At 67.9% G+C, this 15,583-nt stretch carries 16 protein-coding genes, 1 tRNA gene and 1 other RNA gene; 8 read left to right on the top strand and 10 right to left on the bottom strand.

From position 1 onward, the window contains the following. Positions 1–12: 12 nt before the first annotated feature. On the bottom strand, positions 13–1,854 hold the full coding sequence (locus ABE472_RS15200; RefSeq protein WP_346463605.1) for a glycosyltransferase family 39 protein: 1,842 nt from the start codon (positions 1,852–1,854) through the stop codon (positions 13–15). Positions 1,855–1,894: 40 nt separating this feature from the next. Between ABE472_RS15200 and ABE472_RS15195 the strand changes: the two genes are divergently transcribed. The 4 genes from ABE472_RS15195 to ABE472_RS15180 are packed head-to-tail and all read left to right on the top strand — an operon-like array spanning position 1,895 to position 6,272. Continuing rightward, complete coding sequence (locus ABE472_RS15195) at positions 1,895–2,848, top strand: MoxR family ATPase (RefSeq protein ID WP_313212234.1); 954 nt, start codon at positions 1,895–1,897, stop codon at positions 2,846–2,848. A gap of 1 nt (position 2,849) precedes the next feature. Next, on the top strand, positions 2,850–3,806 hold the full coding sequence (locus ABE472_RS15190; protein ID WP_346466550.1) for a DUF58 domain-containing protein: 957 nt from the start codon (positions 2,850–2,852) through the stop codon (positions 3,804–3,806). Then, positions 3,799–5,751: a DUF3488 and transglutaminase-like domain-containing protein gene (locus tag ABE472_RS15185; RefSeq protein WP_313212236.1), complete on the top strand. Its 1,953-nt coding sequence runs from the start codon at positions 3,799–3,801 to the stop codon at positions 5,749–5,751. Before ABE472_RS15190 ends, ABE472_RS15185 begins: the two co-directional genes overlap by 8 nt. Next, positions 5,748–6,272 carry a Slp family lipoprotein gene (locus ABE472_RS15180; RefSeq protein ID WP_019185338.1) on the top strand — a complete coding sequence of 175 codons (525 nt, stop codon included), beginning with the start codon at positions 5,748–5,750 and terminating at the stop codon, positions 6,270–6,272. The genes ABE472_RS15185 and ABE472_RS15180 overlap by 4 nt, the downstream gene beginning before the upstream one ends. Before the next feature lie 56 nt (positions 6,273–6,328). Here the strand turns inward: ABE472_RS15180 and ABE472_RS15175 are convergent, their stop codons facing one another. The 4 genes from ABE472_RS15175 to dnaX form a co-directional block, all read right to left on the bottom strand. Next, on the bottom strand, positions 6,329–6,688 hold the full coding sequence (locus ABE472_RS15175; RefSeq protein WP_346466549.1) for a histidine triad nucleotide-binding protein: 360 nt from the start codon (positions 6,686–6,688) through the stop codon (positions 6,329–6,331). A gap of 81 nt (positions 6,689–6,769) precedes the next feature. Further along, a complete protein-coding gene (recR, locus tag ABE472_RS15170) occupies positions 6,770–7,369 on the bottom strand; it encodes a recombination mediator RecR (RefSeq protein WP_259261179.1) in 600 nt (199 codons plus the stop codon). A gap of 99 nt (positions 7,370–7,468) precedes the next feature. Further along, the gene (locus tag ABE472_RS15165) at positions 7,469–7,789 is read right to left on the bottom strand and encodes a YbaB/EbfC family nucleoid-associated protein (RefSeq protein ID WP_019185335.1); all 321 of its coding nucleotides are present in this window, start codon (positions 7,787–7,789) and stop codon (positions 7,469–7,471) included. 6 nt (positions 7,790–7,795) lie between these two features. Then, entirely contained in the window at positions 7,796–9,802 is a 2,007-nt protein-coding gene (gene dnaX / locus ABE472_RS15160; RefSeq protein WP_346466548.1) for a DNA polymerase III subunit gamma/tau, read from the bottom strand. A gap of 136 nt (positions 9,803–9,938) precedes the next feature. On the opposite strand from dnaX, the gene ABE472_RS15155 reads away from it, so the two are divergent. Next, a tRNA-Ser gene (locus tag ABE472_RS15155) sits at positions 9,939–10,031 on the top strand. 330 nt (positions 10,032–10,361) lie between these two features. Further along, on the top strand, positions 10,362–10,814 hold the full coding sequence (locus ABE472_RS15150; RefSeq protein ID WP_346466547.1) for a GNAT family N-acetyltransferase: 453 nt from the start codon (positions 10,362–10,364) through the stop codon (positions 10,812–10,814). Between the two features lie 90 nt (positions 10,815–10,904). Here the strand turns inward: ABE472_RS15150 and ABE472_RS15145 are convergent, their stop codons facing one another. Next, a complete protein-coding gene (locus ABE472_RS15145; protein ID WP_123728503.1) occupies positions 10,905–11,222 on the bottom strand; it encodes a multidrug efflux SMR transporter in 318 nt (105 codons plus the stop codon). 278 nt (positions 11,223–11,500) lie between these two features. On the opposite strand from ABE472_RS15145, the gene ffs reads away from it, so the two are divergent. Then, positions 11,501–11,597: signal recognition particle sRNA small type (ffs, locus tag ABE472_RS15140), an RNA gene on the top strand. Positions 11,598–11,640: 43 nt separating this feature from the next. On the opposite strand, the gene ABE472_RS15135 is transcribed toward ffs, so the two are convergent. From ABE472_RS15135 to ABE472_RS15125, 3 genes are read right to left on the bottom strand one after another with little or no spacing between them, the layout of a single operon-like run. Further along, on the bottom strand, positions 11,641–12,009 hold the full coding sequence (locus ABE472_RS15135) for a nuclear transport factor 2 family protein (protein ID WP_346463614.1): 369 nt from the start codon (positions 12,007–12,009) through the stop codon (positions 11,641–11,643). A 2-nt stretch (positions 12,010–12,011) separates the two neighbouring features. Next, positions 12,012–12,779 (bottom strand): MBL fold metallo-hydrolase, encoded by a 768-nt coding sequence (locus ABE472_RS15130; RefSeq protein ID WP_346466546.1) that lies wholly within the window; start codon positions 12,777–12,779, stop codon positions 12,012–12,014. Beyond that, positions 12,779–13,528 (bottom strand): 3-deoxy-D-manno-octulosonic acid kinase, encoded by a 750-nt coding sequence (locus ABE472_RS15125; protein ID WP_313212245.1) that lies wholly within the window; start codon positions 13,526–13,528, stop codon positions 12,779–12,781. Before ABE472_RS15125 ends, ABE472_RS15130 begins: the two co-directional genes overlap by 1 nt. Positions 13,529–13,549: 21 nt before the next feature. Between ABE472_RS15125 and ABE472_RS15120 the strand changes: the two genes are divergently transcribed. Beyond that, on the top strand, positions 13,550–14,605 hold the full coding sequence (locus ABE472_RS15120; protein WP_346463618.1) for a glycosyltransferase family 9 protein: 1,056 nt from the start codon (positions 13,550–13,552) through the stop codon (positions 14,603–14,605). Here ABE472_RS15120 and ABE472_RS15115 read toward each other — a convergent pair. Further along, positions 14,584–14,991, bottom strand: coding sequence for a DUF6165 family protein (locus tag ABE472_RS15115; protein ID WP_019185792.1), 408 nt, complete (start codon positions 14,989–14,991; stop codon positions 14,584–14,586). The two genes, ABE472_RS15120 and ABE472_RS15115, sit on opposite strands and share 22 nt — an antisense overlap. Positions 14,992–15,583 lie beyond the last annotated feature (592 nt).

The raw sequence follows: 15,583 nt of genomic DNA, 5'->3' as shown, positions 1-15,583 counted from the left end.
GAACACGCACGCTCAGCGCGCGGGGACGGTGAAGGCCTGTTCCTGCCACTGCTCCACGCTGCCGTCCTTGCCGTGCAGCGTCATGCCGAGCCAATGACGGCCGGGCGCGAGGTGGTCGGTCTTCAGCGTGGCATCGAAGGCCACGTTCGGGTGCTGCGGATCGGTGGAGATCTTCCACGCGCCGGTGATGTCGTAGGGCCGACCGTAGACCGCATCGCCCACCGGCTGGCCATCGATCAGCAGCTCGACACGCTCGATGCCCACGCCATCCTTGAAGGCCCAGCCACGCACCTGGAGGGGGTTGCCCGCCGCGGCGCCGGGCTGCGGCGTATCCAGCCAGGCCATCGCCGGCGTGACGCACGGCCCCTCGACCCGCTCGGCCGGCAGCTTGAACAGCAGGAAGCGCTGGAAACCATGATCGTTGCTGACCACACGCGGCGGCGGCAGCGGGCCCACCTGTTCGCAGACCGCGTGGTAGCGCGCCAGCAGATCGCGATAGCGCTGGTCGCTGGGCGAGAGCACCAGCAGCATCGGCGCGTCGCGCTGGCCATCGTGCAGCAGCCCCCACAGCCCCAGCTGCGCAGTGCGGCCGTGCTTGTCGTTCAACGGGTGGGGCAGCACCTCGATAGAGGCGTCGCGCAACTGGAAGCCCAGTTCCGCACCCACCTTGAAGTTGCCGGCCAGCACGCGCGTGCCGGGCGGCATGCGTTTCAGCTCGTCGCGCACGGCGCCTGCCAACGGTTCCCAGCCGGCGAAGTTGCGCGGGTAATACTTGTAGCCGGCCAACTGCTCACGCACGCTCGGGATGGAGACCGTCAGGTAATAGCCGAAGGCCAGCGCCAGCCCGGCACCGGCCAACCACCAGCCGGTACGGCGCAGCCAGCGCGGCCAGCCGTTGAGTACCACCGGCACCGCGATCAGCAGCGCCAGATAGCCCGGCAGCGGCCAGTGGAAACTGATGCGCTCCACATCGGTGAAGAAGCCCAGGCCGAAGATGGACAGCGTCGACACCGCGCCGATCAGGCCGAAGTAACGCCATTGCGCGCGTGCGCCACCACCGGAGCGGGTGCCCGCCAGGGCCACCTTCCACATCGCGATGCACAGGATCGGGGTGACCAGCATCGGCTGGATCACCAGGAACCACAGCCCGCTCCATTCGAACGCCCACGGGTGGCGCTCGACCACCTGGAATTTCAGGCCCGCATCATGGTTGTCGGCATTCCACGACAGCAGCGGCAGCCACGCCAGCACGCCCACCGCCAAGGCCACCCAGACGCGCGGATCGCGCAGCATGCGCCGGCCCTGCGGCAGCACCAGCAACGCGATGAAACCGACCACGATCACGCCGATGAAGCGGTAATGGCTGAGTGCGCCGATGGCCAGGCCGGCGGCCAGCTTCACCGCCGCCGCGGCATCGACACTGCGCAGCAGGCGCGCGCCGGCATCCAGGCACAGCACCGCGGCCAACGCCATCGGCACATCCGGGACGGCCAGCATGCCCAGCGTGGCCGACAGCGGCATCAACAACGTGAGGCTGCCCGCCTGCCAACCGGCCACCGCACCGAACCAGCGCGTGGCGATGCGTGAGACCAGCCATGGCAGCCACGCACCGATCGCCAGGAACGGCAGGCGCAGTGCAAGCACATGATTGCCGCCCACTTCCACGCCCAGGCGTGCCAGCCAAGCGGTCAGGCCAGGCAGGTCCGAATAGGCCGCCGCCAGATGCTGACCTTCCTGCCAGTAAAAAGCTTCGTCCACGAACAAGGGCAGACGTGCGGCCACCACCAGCTTGACGGCGGTGACCAGCGTCCACAACAACAGGAATATGGTGCGTGCGCGTTGTTCGCCCTGCATTGCTCTATAGAATCAGTGGAATCATCGAATCGAGACGGACATGGATCATTCGCCCCCCGTGCCAGCCATGCTAACCGATGTACTGCGACAGTCCCTTCGCGCCGCCCAGGATCAGGTCAACGGGCTGGTGCTGGGCAAGGCGCAGGAGGTGCGGCTGGCGTTCGTGGCGCTGCTCTCCGGCGGCCATCTGCTGATCGAGGACCTGCCCGGGCTGGGCAAGACCACCCTCGCCCATGCCATGGCCTCCAGCCTCGGGCTGGGCTTCCAGCGGGTGCAGTTCACCTCTGACCTGCTGCCGGCCGATGTGCTTGGCGTCTCGGTGTATGACGCCGGCAGCCGCCAGTTCCAGTTCCACCCGGGCCCGGTGTTCACGCATGTATTGCTGGCCGACGAGATCAACCGCGCGCCGCCGCGTACCCAGAGTGCGCTGCTGGAAGCGATGGCCGAGCAGCAGGTCACCCTGGATGGCGTGACCCATCCACTCCCGGATCCGTTCTTCGTCATCGCCACCCAGAACCCGGTCGACCTCTCCGGCACGTTCCCGCTGCCGGACTCGCAGCTGGATCGTTTCCTGCTGCGGTTGGCCCTGGGCTACCCCAATCCGGAATCGGAACGCGAGCTGCTGCGCGGCACCGATCGCCGCCATCTGATCGCGCAGGCCACCGCGCGCCTTAGCGAGGTGGACGTGCGCACGCTGCGCGAGGCGGTTGGTCAGGTGCATGCCAGCGAGGCGTTGATCACCTATGTGCAGGCCCTGCTCGCCCGCAGCCGCCAGCACGCCGGGGTGCGCGTGGGCCTGTCGCCGCGTGCCGGGCTGGCATTGCTGCGCGCCGCCAAGGCGCATGCGCTGCTGCTCGGCCGCGCGCATGTGGTGCCCGAAGACGTGCAGACCCTGTTCGTGGCAGTGGCCGGGCATCGCCTGGTGCCCGAGGCCGAAGCCGGCAACGGGCCGGCACTGGCCCGCGCCATCCTCCAGACCGTGCAGGTCGACTGAGATGCGCCGCGGCTGGGTAGCCCGCTGGCAGCAACTGCAACATCTGGCGCGACCGCGCCGCCCCGAGCACCTGCCGTGCCGGTTCGACCGGCGCCGCATCTATGTGCTGCCGACGCGGTTCGGGCTGTTCGTCGCCGCGCTGCTGTCGGCGATGCTGCTCGGCGCGCTGAACTACAACAACAATCCTGCGCTGCTGCTGGCCTTGTTGCTGGCGACCGTCAGCATCGCCAGTGCGATCAGCGCGCACCTGCAGCTGTCCGGATTGCAGGTGGATGCGGTCTCCGCCGAGCCGGTCACCGCAGGCGCGCCGTTGCGGCTGCGCATCAGTCTGTCGCGCGCCGATACCCGCGCCCGGCGCGGCCTGCAGGTGGAGCACGAGGGCGTGGCCGCGTTCGGGCACCTGATCGACAGCGACCAGATCGAAGTGGATCTCGCGCTGCCCACGCACCGGCGCGGCTGGTTCGACCTGGCCCGCATCCGCATCGCCACCACGCAACCGCTCGGCCTGGTGCGCGCGTGGTCGTGGGTCTGGCCGGAAACCCCGTTGCTGGTCTATGCGGCACCGGAAACGCACGCACCCTCCCTGCCGGAAAGTGGCGGCGACCCACTGCATACCCGCGTGCATGCCAGTGGCGAGGAGCTGCATCAGCTGCGCCCGTATCGCGCTGGCGATCCGATGCGCAGCATCGCGTGGAAACACTCCGCGCGACGCGACACCCTGTTGGTGCGCGAGTACGAAAAGCCGGTCGGGCTGGAGATCGTGCTGGACTGGTGGCACCTGGCACCGCTGGGCACCGAAGCACGGATCGCACGCATGGCGCGCTGGATCGACCTGGCCGAACGCGAAGGCCGCCGCTACACGCTCAAGCTGCCGGGCCAACCGGTGCTCGGGCCTGGCAACGGCAGTGCCCATCACCACCTGTGCCAGCGCGCACTGGCGCTGTTGCCTCATGACTGACCGGCCCGTGTCCCTGCTCAGTTCCGGTGCGCGCTACTGGACGCTGGCCAGCGCGGCGCTGGGCCTGTTGCCGCTGCTGCTGCAGCTGCCCACCGTGCTGGCCGCCGTCATCGCCAGTGTCGCACTGCTGACCGCGCTGGCCTCGCGGCAGCGACTGTTGCCGGGCGCCCTGCGCCTGTTGCTGGTGCTCGCCATGCTGGCCGCCATTTACTGGCAGATGGGTCCACGGCCTGGCCGCGACACCGGCTGCGCGCTGCTGGCAGCAATGCTCGCGCTGAAATCCAGCGAGCTGCGCAGCCTGCGCGATGCCCGCAGCCTGGTCGGCTTCGGGCTGTTCGGCCCGTTCGCGGCGTTCCTGCTCGACCAAGGCCCGTTGACGATGACGCTGGCCGTGCTGGCCGGCCTGGTCGCACTGCTCGCCCTGCAACGCCTGGCACACCTGGAGGGACAGGCACCGCCAGCGCCCCTCAAACGCCAGTTGCGCGGCATCGGCCGGTTGGTGCTGCTCGGCCTGCCGCTGGCCCTGGCCGGTTTCTGGCTGTTCCCGCGGTTGAGCGAACCGCTCTGGGGCATCCCGGATCGCGCGGTGGGCAAACCCGGCCTGTCCGACACGATGGAGCCCGGGGAGTGGCTGGACCTGATGGCCGATGACACCCCGGCGCTTCGCGTGCAGTTCTTCGGCGCGATCCCCGCGCCACAGCAACGTTACTGGCGCGGGCCGGTACTGACCCATTTCGATGGCAAGCGCTGGGAGCAGGACCGGCGGCAGATCGAGCGTGCGCCGGCCGCCGTGACCCACGCCAGCACGCAGTGGGACTACCAGATCGATTACGAGCCGACCGATCGCCGCCAGTTGGTCGCGCTGGATCTTCCGCTGCAGGCACCGCCCGGCAGCGACCTGGATGCCAACCACAGCCTGCGCAGCCACGCGGCGTTGAACGCACTGACCCGTTGGCGGCTGACCTCCGCACCGGCGGTGGCCTATACCGAAGCGCTGACGCCTGACGCGCGGCGCCTTGCGCTGCAGTTGCCCGACGGCTTGAATCCGCGCACGGCAGCGCTGGCCCGGCAGTGGCGACAGGACGCCGGCAGCAACGATGCCGCGATCGTGCAGCGCGCGCTCGACTGGGTGCGCGCGCGTTTCGTCTACACCCTGGACACGCCCGAGCCCGGTCGCGATGGCGCGGACGAATTCCTGTTCGATCAGCAGGCCGGCTTCTGCCAGCACTTCAGCTCCTCGTTCGTCGTATTGATGCGCAATGCAGGCATCCCGGCGCGGGTGGTGACCGGCTTCGCGGGCGGCATCCGCAACCCATATGGCGACTACTGGGTGCTGCGCCGGATGGACGCACATGCCTGGGCCGAAGTGTGGCTGCCGGGCCGCGGCTGGGTGCGGGTCGATCCGACCGCCGCCGTTGCGCCGGAGCGCGTTTACGACACGCTTGAGGACCGGCTGGGGGCCGGCGCTGCCGGCGCCACGCTGGACAGCCGATGGCTGCAGATCGGGCAGATGGGCGACTGGCTGCGCCGGGGCTGGAACGACCTGGTCCTGTCCTTCGATGCCAACCGTCAGCAGCAGCTTCTTAAACCGTTTGGTTTCGAGCGGCTGGATCCGAGCCAGCTGGTGGGAATTTTCATCGTCTTCGCACTGGCCGCGCTAGGCTGGATGGCATGGCTGCTGGCCCGGGGCGAACGCGAGCGCGACCCGCTGTTGCGGGCTTGGCATCGGCTGGGACGCCGGTACGCACGCTATGGGCTGTCCCGCGCCAGCGCCGAACCCGCTGACGAGTGGGCGCGTCGGGTGGACCGGCAGCGACCCGATCCTGCGCTGCTGTCGCTCAGCGCGCGTTTCGTCCAGGCGCGCTACGCTGGCGCTGACGTCGACCTCACTTCATTATTGCGCGACCTGCGCAGGCATCGCCCGACCTCCGGAGCATCCCCATGAAGATTCAAATCCTGCTTCCCCTTGCTGCCTCTCTGGCACTGGCTGCCTGCGCCACCGCGCCCAAGCCGTTGCAGGGGCAGTTCAGTATGGTCAGCCCGCGCGACGCGGTTCCCACCCAGCAGGTGGGCACCCCGGTACGTTGGGGTGGTCGCATCATCGAAACCAATCCGGGCCAGGGCCAGACCTGCTTCCAGATGATTTCGCGCCCGCTCAACGGCAGTGGCCGCCCGAGCACCACCTCGGCCGACGCCAGTGACGGCCGCTTCATCGCCTGCCGTGCCGGCTTCTACGATCCGGCGGTGTTCGAGCCAGGCCGCGATGTGACCTTCATCGGCAAGATCGGCGGCTACGAGAACACCCGCATCGGCGAGTACGACTATCGCCTGCCGAAACTGGACGCCGACGTCATCTACCTGTGGCCGGAACAGCGCCAGGTGGATGTGGTGCCCGCCTACCCCTACGGCCCGTGGGGCCCGGGCTGGGGTCCGGGCTGGGGCTACCGTGGCTGGGGCTGGTGGTAACACGCTGACGCAGAAACGCCGCCCTCGGGCGGCGTTTTTGTTTGCGCGCGGCCGGCTCAGCCGTTTGACGTGCCGAAGTGGCCCAGCGGGGCACCGGCCAGCAGGTGCAGGTGGATATGGAACACGGTCTGCCCGGCATGCTCGCGGCAGTTCATGACGATGCGGTAGCCGTCCTGCGCGAAACCTTCGCGGCGCGCGTAGTCCGCGGCGGCCATCGCCAGCTTGCCGATCAGGTGTGCCTGCTCCGGGCGCACGTCATCCAGGGTCGGGATCGCCTCGTGCTTGGGAATGAACAACACGTGCACCGGCGCCTGCGGGGCGATGTCCTTGAAGCCGAGCACGTCCTCGTCTTCGTAGACGATGGTGGCCGGAATTTCGCGGCGGATGATCTTGCCGAACAGGGTGTCGTGGCTCATGAGGGCACCTCGTGGAACAGGGCCCTGGAGAGTAGCGCGGATGCGCCCCCGGTTTCGATCATTGCCGCGCGGTGCGCCGCGTCATTCCTGCACTTCAGTACGCGTGCCGAACGCGTGCGACAGCGTGCCGCGATCCACGTATTCCAGTTCGCCCCCCAGCGGGAGACCCTGCGCGAGGCGGCTGGGCCGCACTTTGTAGCTGCGCGCCATCTGCGCCAGGTAATGCGCGGTCGCTTCGCCTTCCACGGTGGCACTGGTGGCGATGATCAACTCGTTGACCTCGCCTTGCTTCAGGCGCGCCTCCAGCTGATCCAGGCCCAGCTCGCGCGGACCGATGCCATCCAGCGGCGACAACCGCCCCTGCAGCACGAAGTACACTCCACGGAACCCGGTGGCCGTTTCGATCGCCAGGCGATCGGCCGGTGATTCCACCGCGCACAGCTGCTGGCGCTCGCGGCTGCCGTTGGCGCAGACCGCACAGATCTCGGTCTCGCTGAAATCCCGGCACTGTTCGCAATGCCCGATCCGCTCGATCGCCTTGGCCAGCACCTCGGCCAGCTTCTGGCCGCCCTCGCGCTCGCGCTCCAGCACGTGGTATGCCATGCGCTGGGCGGTCTTCTGGCCCACGCCCGGCAACACGCGGAAGGCCTCGATCAATTGTTCGAGCAGGGGCAGGCTCATGGCGGATCGCTCATCTCAGAAACAAGCGCGCGAAGCCCGAAGGCTTCGCGGCGCGGTCACCACGGTCGCGCCAGGCAGACACCCGGCGCAGGCGGTGGGTCAGAACGGCAGCTTCATGCCCGGGGGCAGCTGCATGCCGGCGGTCGCCGAACCCATGCGGTTCTTCGACTCGGCGTCGATCTTGTTGGAGGCATCGTTGAACGCGGCGGCCACCAGATCTTCGGTCATTTCCGCATCGGACAGCACCGACGGATCGATGCGCACCTTGCGGCATTCCTTGGTGCCGGTCAGGGTCACGCTGACCATGCCGCCGCCGGCGCTGCCGGTCACTTCCAGCTTGGCGAGGTCTTCCTGGGCCTTCTGCAGGTTCTCCTGCATCTTCTGGGCCTGCTGCATCAGTTGGGCGATATTGCCGCGCATGGGTCTTTACTCTTCAAAAGGACGAATGGAATCGGCGACGACCCTGGCACCGTGTTGCTGGACCAGCAACTGCACCGAAGGATCGGCCATGAAAGCGGCTTCCGCCGCCGTTTGGCGTTCGCCACGCTGACGGTCAGCGCGCTGATGCAGGGTCTCGGCACCGGCTGCACCGGTATCGATCACCAGGCGCGGGGCCTGCCCCAAGGGGCCGGTCAACGCCGCGATCAGCGCCGCCTGCGAGCGGTCCGAACTCAAGTACTCAAATCCGGGCGAAATCGCCAGTTTCAAGACGCCGTGCTGGTAGCTGATGAACGCCGAGTGCGCGGCCAGCTGTTTGGACGGGCCATTGAGCTGGCTCCCAGCCACCAGTTCCAGCCAGGCATCGGCGGTCAGGTCGCCCTGTGGCTCCGAGGGCGCGGTATCCGGCGCCGAGGGGGCGATGGCGATGCCCTCCGGGCGGGCCACCGGGGCGGGAGCTTCCCGTGCAGGCGCGGGAGCAGCCGGTGCCACGGTCCGCTCGGCCGACGCTTCCCACGGGGCGACCATGGCCGCATCCGGGGTGGCCATTTCAGCAGCCAGCGCTTCGTCGCGATCGGCGGCATCGCTTTCACGGTGCCACGGCGGAAGATCGTCGTCGGCCGCGGGGGCTGAGACGCTTGGTTTGGACGGTTTGACCGGCTCGGCGGCTGCCGGGGCCGGGACAGGTTGTTTCGGCGCCGGCGGTGCGGGCTCAGGCGCCGCGGAGACGGGAGCAACCACGGGCGCCACCGGGGCCGGCTGAGCGACGGGGGCGCTCGCCTTGGCCGGCGCCACGACCGATGCAGAAGCCGCGCTCGCTGCCGCAGCGGCCATGCCGGTGCCCTGGCCGCTGGCCTGGCCACCACTGTTCACGTCGGTGCCGGTGCCCGGATCGCGGGGCACGGGCGGTACGGCGGCAGCGGGACGGAACGCCAGCATGCGCAGCACGGCCATCTCGAACCCGGCGCGCGGGCTCGGGGCCAGGTGCAGGTCACGACGGCCGCCCAGGGCCATCTGATACCAGAGCTGGACCACTTCCGGGCGCAGCCGCTGGGCGAAGGCCTCGGCATCGATCCCCTCGCCTGCCGTCGCGGCGCCCGGCACCAGCTGCTGCACCTGGATCCGGTGCAGGGCTTCGGCCAGGGCATCGAGCACCCCGCTCCAGTCCGGCGAGAACTCGGCCAGCAGGGCCACGGTCTGCAGCAGGCGCGGGCCATCACCATCGGCGAGCGCATCCAGCATCGCGGCGACCTGGGTGCGGTCGACCGTGCCCAGCATCGCGCGCACCACGTCCTCGCGCAGCGCGCCGCCGGCATAGGCGATCGCCTGATCCAGCAGCGACAGGCCGTCACGCAGGCTGCCATCGGCCGCCTTGGCCAACTGCACGATGGCGGTCGGGTCGGACTCGATCTCCTCGGCCGCCAGGATCTTGGTCATCTGGCCCTGGATCTGGTCCTCGTCCAACCGCTTCAGGTTGAACTGCAGGCAGCGCGAAAGCACCGTCACCGGCAGCTTCTGCGGATCGGTGGTGGCCAGCAGGAACTTCACATGCTCCGGCGGCTCTTCCAGCGTTTTGAGCAGCGCATTGAACGCCGCCTTGGACAGCATGTGCACTTCGTCGATCAGGTAGACCTTGTACTTGCCCCGGGAGGGCATGTACTGGGCGTTCTCGATCACCTCGCGGACATCATCCACACCGGTATTGGACGCAGCATCGATCTCGAGCAGATCGATGTAGCGGCCGGAGTCGATATCCAGGCAGGCCGGACACTGGCCGCACGGATCGGCGCTGGTGCCCTGCTCGCAGTTCAGCGACTTGGCAAAAATACGGGCAATGGTGGTCTTGCCGACCCCGCGGGTGCCGGTAAACAGGAACGCATGGTGCACCCGGCCGCTGTCCAGCGCATTGCTGAGCGCACGGACCACGTGTTCCTGGCCCACCAGCTCGGCAAAACGCTTCGGACGCCACTTGCGGGCAAGGACGAGATAGGACATCAGGCCACCGTCTTCATCGGGACGACCATTGTGCCACGCCTGTCCAGCCCCCCTGCCCCCTGTGACGAACCGCTTGTGCGATTCCGATTCCCCCGCTAGAATCTGCGCCCCTGCAGCGGGTTATTGCAGCAGGTCCGGAGAGGTGTCCGAGCGGTTGAAGGAGCACGCCTGGAAAGTGTGTAAGCGTCTAAACCGCGCTTCGGGGGTTCGAATCCCCCTCTCTCCGCCAGACAAATGCAAAAGGCCGCCCCTCGGGGCGGCCTTTTGCATTTGTCACGTTCGTCATTCATCCGGCTCCGATAGCAGCGCGCGAAACCATGGAGAGGGGGATGAGAACCCCCGACCGGGGGTTCGACGGATTCGCCAGGAGCGAATCCGGACAGCCGAACGGCTGGCCCTGGAGCGCGCAAGCGCGGAAGGGCTGGGTGCATGGATGCAGCCAGCAATCCCGATGAAGCGGCCACCCTGCATCCGAAGCCTCTGCGTCGCCACCGCTAACGGTAGAGCCGACCGCTGGTCGGCTGCTCTTTGCGCAGCCAACTCATGCCAAAGTCCCCCCATGCCCACCCTGCGCCCCTACACCCCAACCGACGCCCCCGACTGCCTGGCACTGTTCGACACCAACGTGCCGCGTTACTTCGCCCCACACGAACGCCACGACTTCGCCACTTACCTGCTCCACCCACACCGCGCCCACGACTATCTGGTCATCGACCACAACGGCCACCTTGTCGCCTGCGGCGGCCTCGCCCTCGACAACGAACACACCGTCGCCTTCTGCTGGGGCATGGTCGACCGCACCCGGCATCGCCAAGGCCTGGGCACGCAGCTCTCCCACGCGCGGCTGGCCCACGCAAGAACACTCGGCGCCCAGCGCATCACGCTCAGCACCAGCCAGCACACGCAGGCGTTCTACGCCGGCCTCGGCTTCGTCGTCACCCACATCACCCCCGATGGGCATGGCCCCGGGCTGGATGCGGTGGAGATGGCACTCGAACTGGCGCCACGTTGAGCGGCGCCAGTGATTGGAGTGCGTCAGGGTTACGTCAGCCACGCATGGCGTGGCTCTACCCCCGAGCGCGCAGCGTGCATTTTGAACGCCTCAGCTGCTGCTCAACTTCATCAACACCAACCCGCTCACGATCAACACCGCTGCGGCAATCCGCATCGCGCTGACCTGCTCGCCGAGGAAGGTAATACCGATCACGAACGCACCGACCGCGCCGATGCCGGTCCAGATCGTGTACGCGGTGCCCAGCGGCAACGTGCGCATTGCCAATGACAGCAGCCAGAAGCTGGCGATCATGGTGACGAGGGTGATGATCGAGGGGGTGAGCTTGCTGAACCCCTCGGACTGCTTCATCGAGAACGCCCAGACGATTTCCAGTACACCCGCTGCCAACAGATAGATCCAGGCCATGCGGCCCTCCTTGATGGGGGCCAGGCCGTCCTGGTCAGTGATTCCCGAAATGGGGGAGGCCGTTCCTCCTGTGCCGCGCATTTTAGCAACCCGCCCGCACATTGGCCGCTCCGTGTCACGACGGGCTACACGGGATTCAGCCTCCGCGTCTGGCACTGCGTGCCACGCATGCGCTAGAATGCGCGACTGCACTGCCGGGCCTGTTCCTGCGGTGCAGCTTCCGCCTGCGGTTGGCTGATCCTTGATCGCCCAGCAGCCGGAACGTCTCTATGGTGGCCCCGTCGGCCCCTCGCGACGCTAGGTCGAAAATCCCGCCAGGGCCGGAAGGCAGCAACGGTATCGATCGACGCGGGCGCCGAGGTCAGCCGGCGGGGCCGCCACCTTTTTGGGCCCCTGTTTTCCTTCGCGATGCTGCCGCTCAAGGCGCCGCGGGCGTGCCCTGATGAAACACCACCCGCCATGCCTCGCCGTGCAGCCGCCACAGCGAGCTGCGCAGCACCTCACGTTGGCGCACCCCTTCGATCACATACCAGCTGCGGTAGCGCACCTGCGCCAGCGTCGGGGCCAGCAGAGCGACGTCATAATCGCAGGACACGATCTCCACCTGCGCGCGCTCACGCGGAAGCTCGGCCAACACAGCAGCACGGTCGAAACAGGTGCCCGAGCTGCCGATCTCGCGAAAGTCATCATCCAACAGCGCCGCCAACTGCGCGACATCACCGCGAACCGCCGGCGCATGCAACGCGCGTTCGAGCGCCTGCAGATGGGCGGCCAGCGCGTCGTCCATGCTCAGGGCGGATCCTGGGCCAGCACATGCATGGCGGTCGGGGTGGCCAGCGCCACACGCTCACCGGGCAGGGCCACACGGTGGCCACGCTGGCGCAGCGCCTCGCCGTCCGTCTCGCTGGCGTAGTGATAGAGCATCATCCGCGCCTGCAGCTCGGGCGTGTACTCACGCTCCAGGTCGTCCACTCCGGTGTGCGAGGGATTGCCGTGCAGGCCGCAGTCGTGGGCGATCAGTTCGTTGTCGTCGGCGTAGCGCGCCAGCATTTCCGGAATCGGGCGGGTATCACCACTCCAGGTGACCGCACCCTTCAGGCGCAGGCCATAGGCGGTTTCCGGCCAGTGATGACGCACCGGGAAGACCTCCAGACGCACGCCGTCATGCCAGAACGCCTCGCCGACCACGATCAGCTGGAACGCATCCCAGAAGTTCGCACCGCCCTCGGCCAGCACGTTCGGGTAATCGGCCACGCGCTTGTGCAGCAGCGGCACGACCGTCGCCGGCACGTAGAGGCGGATGCGGCCGCGACGCTGCGGCGAGAAATACGCATCCACGAACAGGCGTTCGAAACCGGCGACATGGTCCAGGTGCACATGGGTAACGAACAGTGCCTGCGGCACATGCCCGAAGTGCGCCTGGAAGGCGGTCAGCCCTTCCCCGCCGCAATCGATGGTGAGCCACGGGCGGCCATCGCGCTCGATCACCGCCATCGGCGAACCCAGCTGCACGGCCGACGCATTGCCGACCCCCATGAAACGCAATGCCCAGTCCATCAGTAACCCCGGTTCCAGGCCAGGTCGTAGGCGCGGCGCAGCCGTGCGTAGTCCTTCTCGACATCCTCATGGCTGCGCTCACCGCGCAGCTTGATCAGCGAGCGCAGCAGCCGCTTGAGATTGCGTTCGCGCCAGCGGGTAGCGGGAATGCGCAGCACGCCGCGATCGAAATCGATCAGCCACCCGTGGCCGTTGGCGTCGAACAGAATGTTGTGGGCATTGAGATCGGCATGGTCCAGCCCGGCGCGATGGAAGCGCGCGATCAGCCGGCCGGTCTCTTCCCAGGGAGCGCCGCGCCCGGCGACCAGCGCCCGATCGGCCAGCGAGCGCACGCCCTCCAGCCGCTCCATCAGGATCGCCGCTTTGTAGCGCAGGCCTTCGCGCATGTAGAACGCGGCGATCGGCCGCGGCACCGGCAGCTTCTGCGCGTGCAGGGCGCGCATCAGCCGGAATTCGGCAAAACTTCGGGTGCGGTTGGCGCCGCGCCAGAGGTAGTGGTCCCGGCTGAGCTTGGCCGCCAGGCCGCCGCGCAGGTACTGGCGCAGCACGGCATGACCGAAGGGCGCATCGACGAACCAGGCGCCGCCGCGGCCGCCATCGGCGACCGGTCGTGCCCGCTCGCCCCAGTGGGCCGGCGCGAACAGGCTCATCTCGGCTTGCCGCAAGGCTTCGCGGTCGAACAGAATGGCACCGATACCGCGTCCATCGCGGCAGGGCGTCAGCGCTTCAGTGGCGTCGAATGCGACCATTCCTTCGAGTCTAACAACACCATGGCACCAACGTCCTCTTCCTTGTGTCTTTTGCGTTTGTCCGCGCTGGGGGACGTGACCCATGTGGTGCCGCTGGTGCGCACCCTGCAGCAGGCCGATCCCGGCGTGTCGCTGCACTGGATCATCGACAAGGCCGGCCACAAGCTGCTCGATGGGCTACCGGGCGTGACCTTCCACAGCTACGACAAGAAGACCGGCCTGGCCGGCATGCGCGCCCTGCGCGAGAGCCTCCCTGCGGGGCGTTTCGATGCGCTGCTGCAGATGCAGGTCGCCTTCCGCGCCAACGTGCTCTCGGCCTTCGTGCCAGCCAAGCGCCGCATCGGCTACGACAGATCGCGCTCCAAGGACCTTCACGGGCTGTTTATCAATGAACGCATCCCCGACCGCCCGGGCATCCACGTGCTCGACGCGATCGGCAGCTTCTGCGAGCCGCTCGGCCTGAAACAGACCGAGGTCAGCTGGGATCTGGCCGTGCCGCCGGCGGCGTTCGAGTGGGCCAATGCCCAGTGGGCCGACGACGGCCGCCCGGTGCTGATGATTTCGCCCTGCTCCAGCCACGTACGCCGCAACTGGTATGCCGACCGCTATGCGGCCGTGGCCAACCACGCCACCGCGCGCGGCTGGCGGGTGGTGCTGTGCGGTGGGCGTACCGATCTGGAGCGCGGCATGGCCGATGCCATCCAGGCGCAGCTGACCACCCCGGCGCTGGATCTGGTCGGCAAGGACACGCTGAAGCAGCTGCCGGCGCTGCTGGCGCGCGCCGCGCTGGTGATGACGCCCGATTCGGGCCCGATGCATATCGCCAACGCGATGGGCACCAAGGTGCTGGGCCTGCACGCGGCCAGCAACCCGCACCGCAGCGGCCCCTACTCCGACCGGCGCTACTGCGTGGACCGCTACGACGACGCCGCGCGCAGATTCCTGGGCAAGCCGGCCAGCGAACTGAAGTGGGGCGCGAAGGTCGAGTTCGACGACGTGATGCAGCTGATCACGGTCGAGGACGGCATTGCCGCATTCGAGCGCTATGTGGCCGATTACGCCCCGCGCGGCGCGTAATCCTTGTACGACTTCTCTTCCACGTAGAGCGAGCCCAGCGCCAGGTTGATGTCCTTCTTGATGCGGGCACGCTCATCGTTCTGCTGGTAGACGCTGCGGGCCAGTTCGACGAAGTGGTCGTCGAAGGCCTGGGCTTTGTCCTGCAGGCGGATGTTGTCTTCGATGTCCCACAGGCGCTCGTTGACGGCCTTGAGCTCGGCACGCAGGCGGGCGATGTCCTTGACCCCGGCCGGGTGCGCCATCCAGGTCTTTTCCAGCGCGCTCAGCTCGGTGCGGATGTTGGCCAGCTTGGCCTCGTCGCTGATGCGCTCGGATTTGATCTGCAGGATCGAGATCTTGTCGAGCAGTTCACCGAAGGACACGGGGACGAGGATTTCAGCGGTCATGGTGGGGATCCGTTACGTGAGGCGGGCAGTTTAGCGGAGCGCATGTTGGAGGGGTGTGGCCTGAGGGTGTGGCCCCTCGGGTAGAGCCACGCCGTGCGTGGCTGCGCGGTGATCGGGTAGAGCCACGCCATGCGTGGCTGCGCGATGGTCGGCGGGAGGCAGCCACGCATGGCGTGGCTCTACCGCGATGACGTCGCGTGGCCTGCGGGGTGGCCGCTTCATTGCCGGGATTGCTGGGCCCATCCATGGGCCCAGCCCTTCCGCGCTTGCGCGCTCCAGGGCCGCGCCTCCCATAGCTGGAGACGCCGTTGGGGATGAACGCGTCGCCACGCGCCCGGGAATGTCGGTGATGACGCTGAGGGCTTCGGATGCAGGGTGGCCGCTTCATTGGGATTGCTGGGTGCATCCATGCACCCAGCCCTTCCGCGCTTGCGCGCTCCAGGGCCAGACGTTCGTCTGTCCGGATTCGCTCCTGGCGAATCCGTCGAACCCCGGCGCGTCTTCGCTTCATCCCCCTCTCCGCCACACACACCAAAAATAACACCCCAAAGGGTGGCAGTTTTTTGTGTGGGGGGGGGTGGGGGGGGGTTGG

The sequence above is a fragment of the Stenotrophomonas sp. TWI809 genome, assembly GCF_039673205.1.
GTDB lineage: Bacteria > Pseudomonadota > Gammaproteobacteria > Xanthomonadales > Xanthomonadaceae > Stenotrophomonas.
The sequence above is the reverse complement of the archived record's forward strand: the minus strand, read 5'-3'. Positions and strand labels throughout refer to the sequence as shown.

Excerpts from the sequence above, each read along its gene's own strand:
- ABE472_RS15125 (WP_313212245.1), bottom strand. The coding sequence starts at position 13,528 with ATGGTCGCATTCGACGCCACTGAAGCGCTGACGCCCTGCCGCGATGGA.
- ABE472_RS15190 (WP_346466550.1), top strand. The coding sequence starts at position 2,850 with ATGCGCCGCGGCTGGGTAGCCCGCTGGCAGCAACTGCAACATCTGGCG.
- ABE472_RS15120 (WP_346463618.1), top strand. The coding sequence starts at position 13,550 with ATGGCACCAACGTCCTCTTCCTTGTGTCTTTTGCGTTTGTCCGCGCTG.
- ABE472_RS15130 (WP_346466546.1), bottom strand. The coding sequence starts at position 12,779 with ATGGACTGGGCATTGCGTTTCATGGGGGTCGGCAATGCGTCGGCCGTG.
- recR (WP_259261179.1), bottom strand. The coding sequence starts at position 7,369 with ATGAGCCTGCCCCTGCTCGAACAATTGATCGAGGCCTTCCGCGTGTTG.
- ABE472_RS15145 (WP_123728503.1), bottom strand. The coding sequence starts at position 11,222 with ATGGCCTGGATCTATCTGTTGGCAGCGGGTGTACTGGAAATCGTCTGG.
- ABE472_RS15115 (WP_019185792.1), bottom strand. The coding sequence starts at position 14,991 with ATGACCGCTGAAATCCTCGTCCCCGTGTCCTTCGGTGAACTGCTCGAC.
- ABE472_RS15175 (WP_346466549.1), bottom strand. The coding sequence starts at position 6,688 with ATGAGCCACGACACCCTGTTCGGCAAGATCATCCGCCGCGAAATTCCG.
- ABE472_RS15165 (WP_019185335.1), bottom strand. The coding sequence starts at position 7,789 with ATGCGCGGCAATATCGCCCAACTGATGCAGCAGGCCCAGAAGATGCAG.
- dnaX (WP_346466548.1), bottom strand. The coding sequence starts at position 9,802 with ATGTCCTATCTCGTCCTTGCCCGCAAGTGGCGTCCGAAGCGTTTTGCC.
- ABE472_RS15185 (WP_313212236.1), top strand. The coding sequence starts at position 3,799 with ATGACTGACCGGCCCGTGTCCCTGCTCAGTTCCGGTGCGCGCTACTGG.
- ABE472_RS15135 (WP_346463614.1), bottom strand. The coding sequence starts at position 12,009 with ATGGACGACGCGCTGGCCGCCCATCTGCAGGCGCTCGAACGCGCGTTG.
- ABE472_RS15195 (WP_313212234.1), top strand. The coding sequence starts at position 1,895 with ATGGATCATTCGCCCCCCGTGCCAGCCATGCTAACCGATGTACTGCGA.
- ABE472_RS15150 (WP_346466547.1), top strand. The coding sequence starts at position 10,362 with ATGCCCACCCTGCGCCCCTACACCCCAACCGACGCCCCCGACTGCCTG.
- ABE472_RS15180 (WP_019185338.1), top strand. The coding sequence starts at position 5,748 with ATGAAGATTCAAATCCTGCTTCCCCTTGCTGCCTCTCTGGCACTGGCT.
- ABE472_RS15200 (WP_346463605.1), bottom strand. The coding sequence starts at position 1,854 with ATGCAGGGCGAACAACGCGCACGCACCATATTCCTGTTGTTGTGGACG.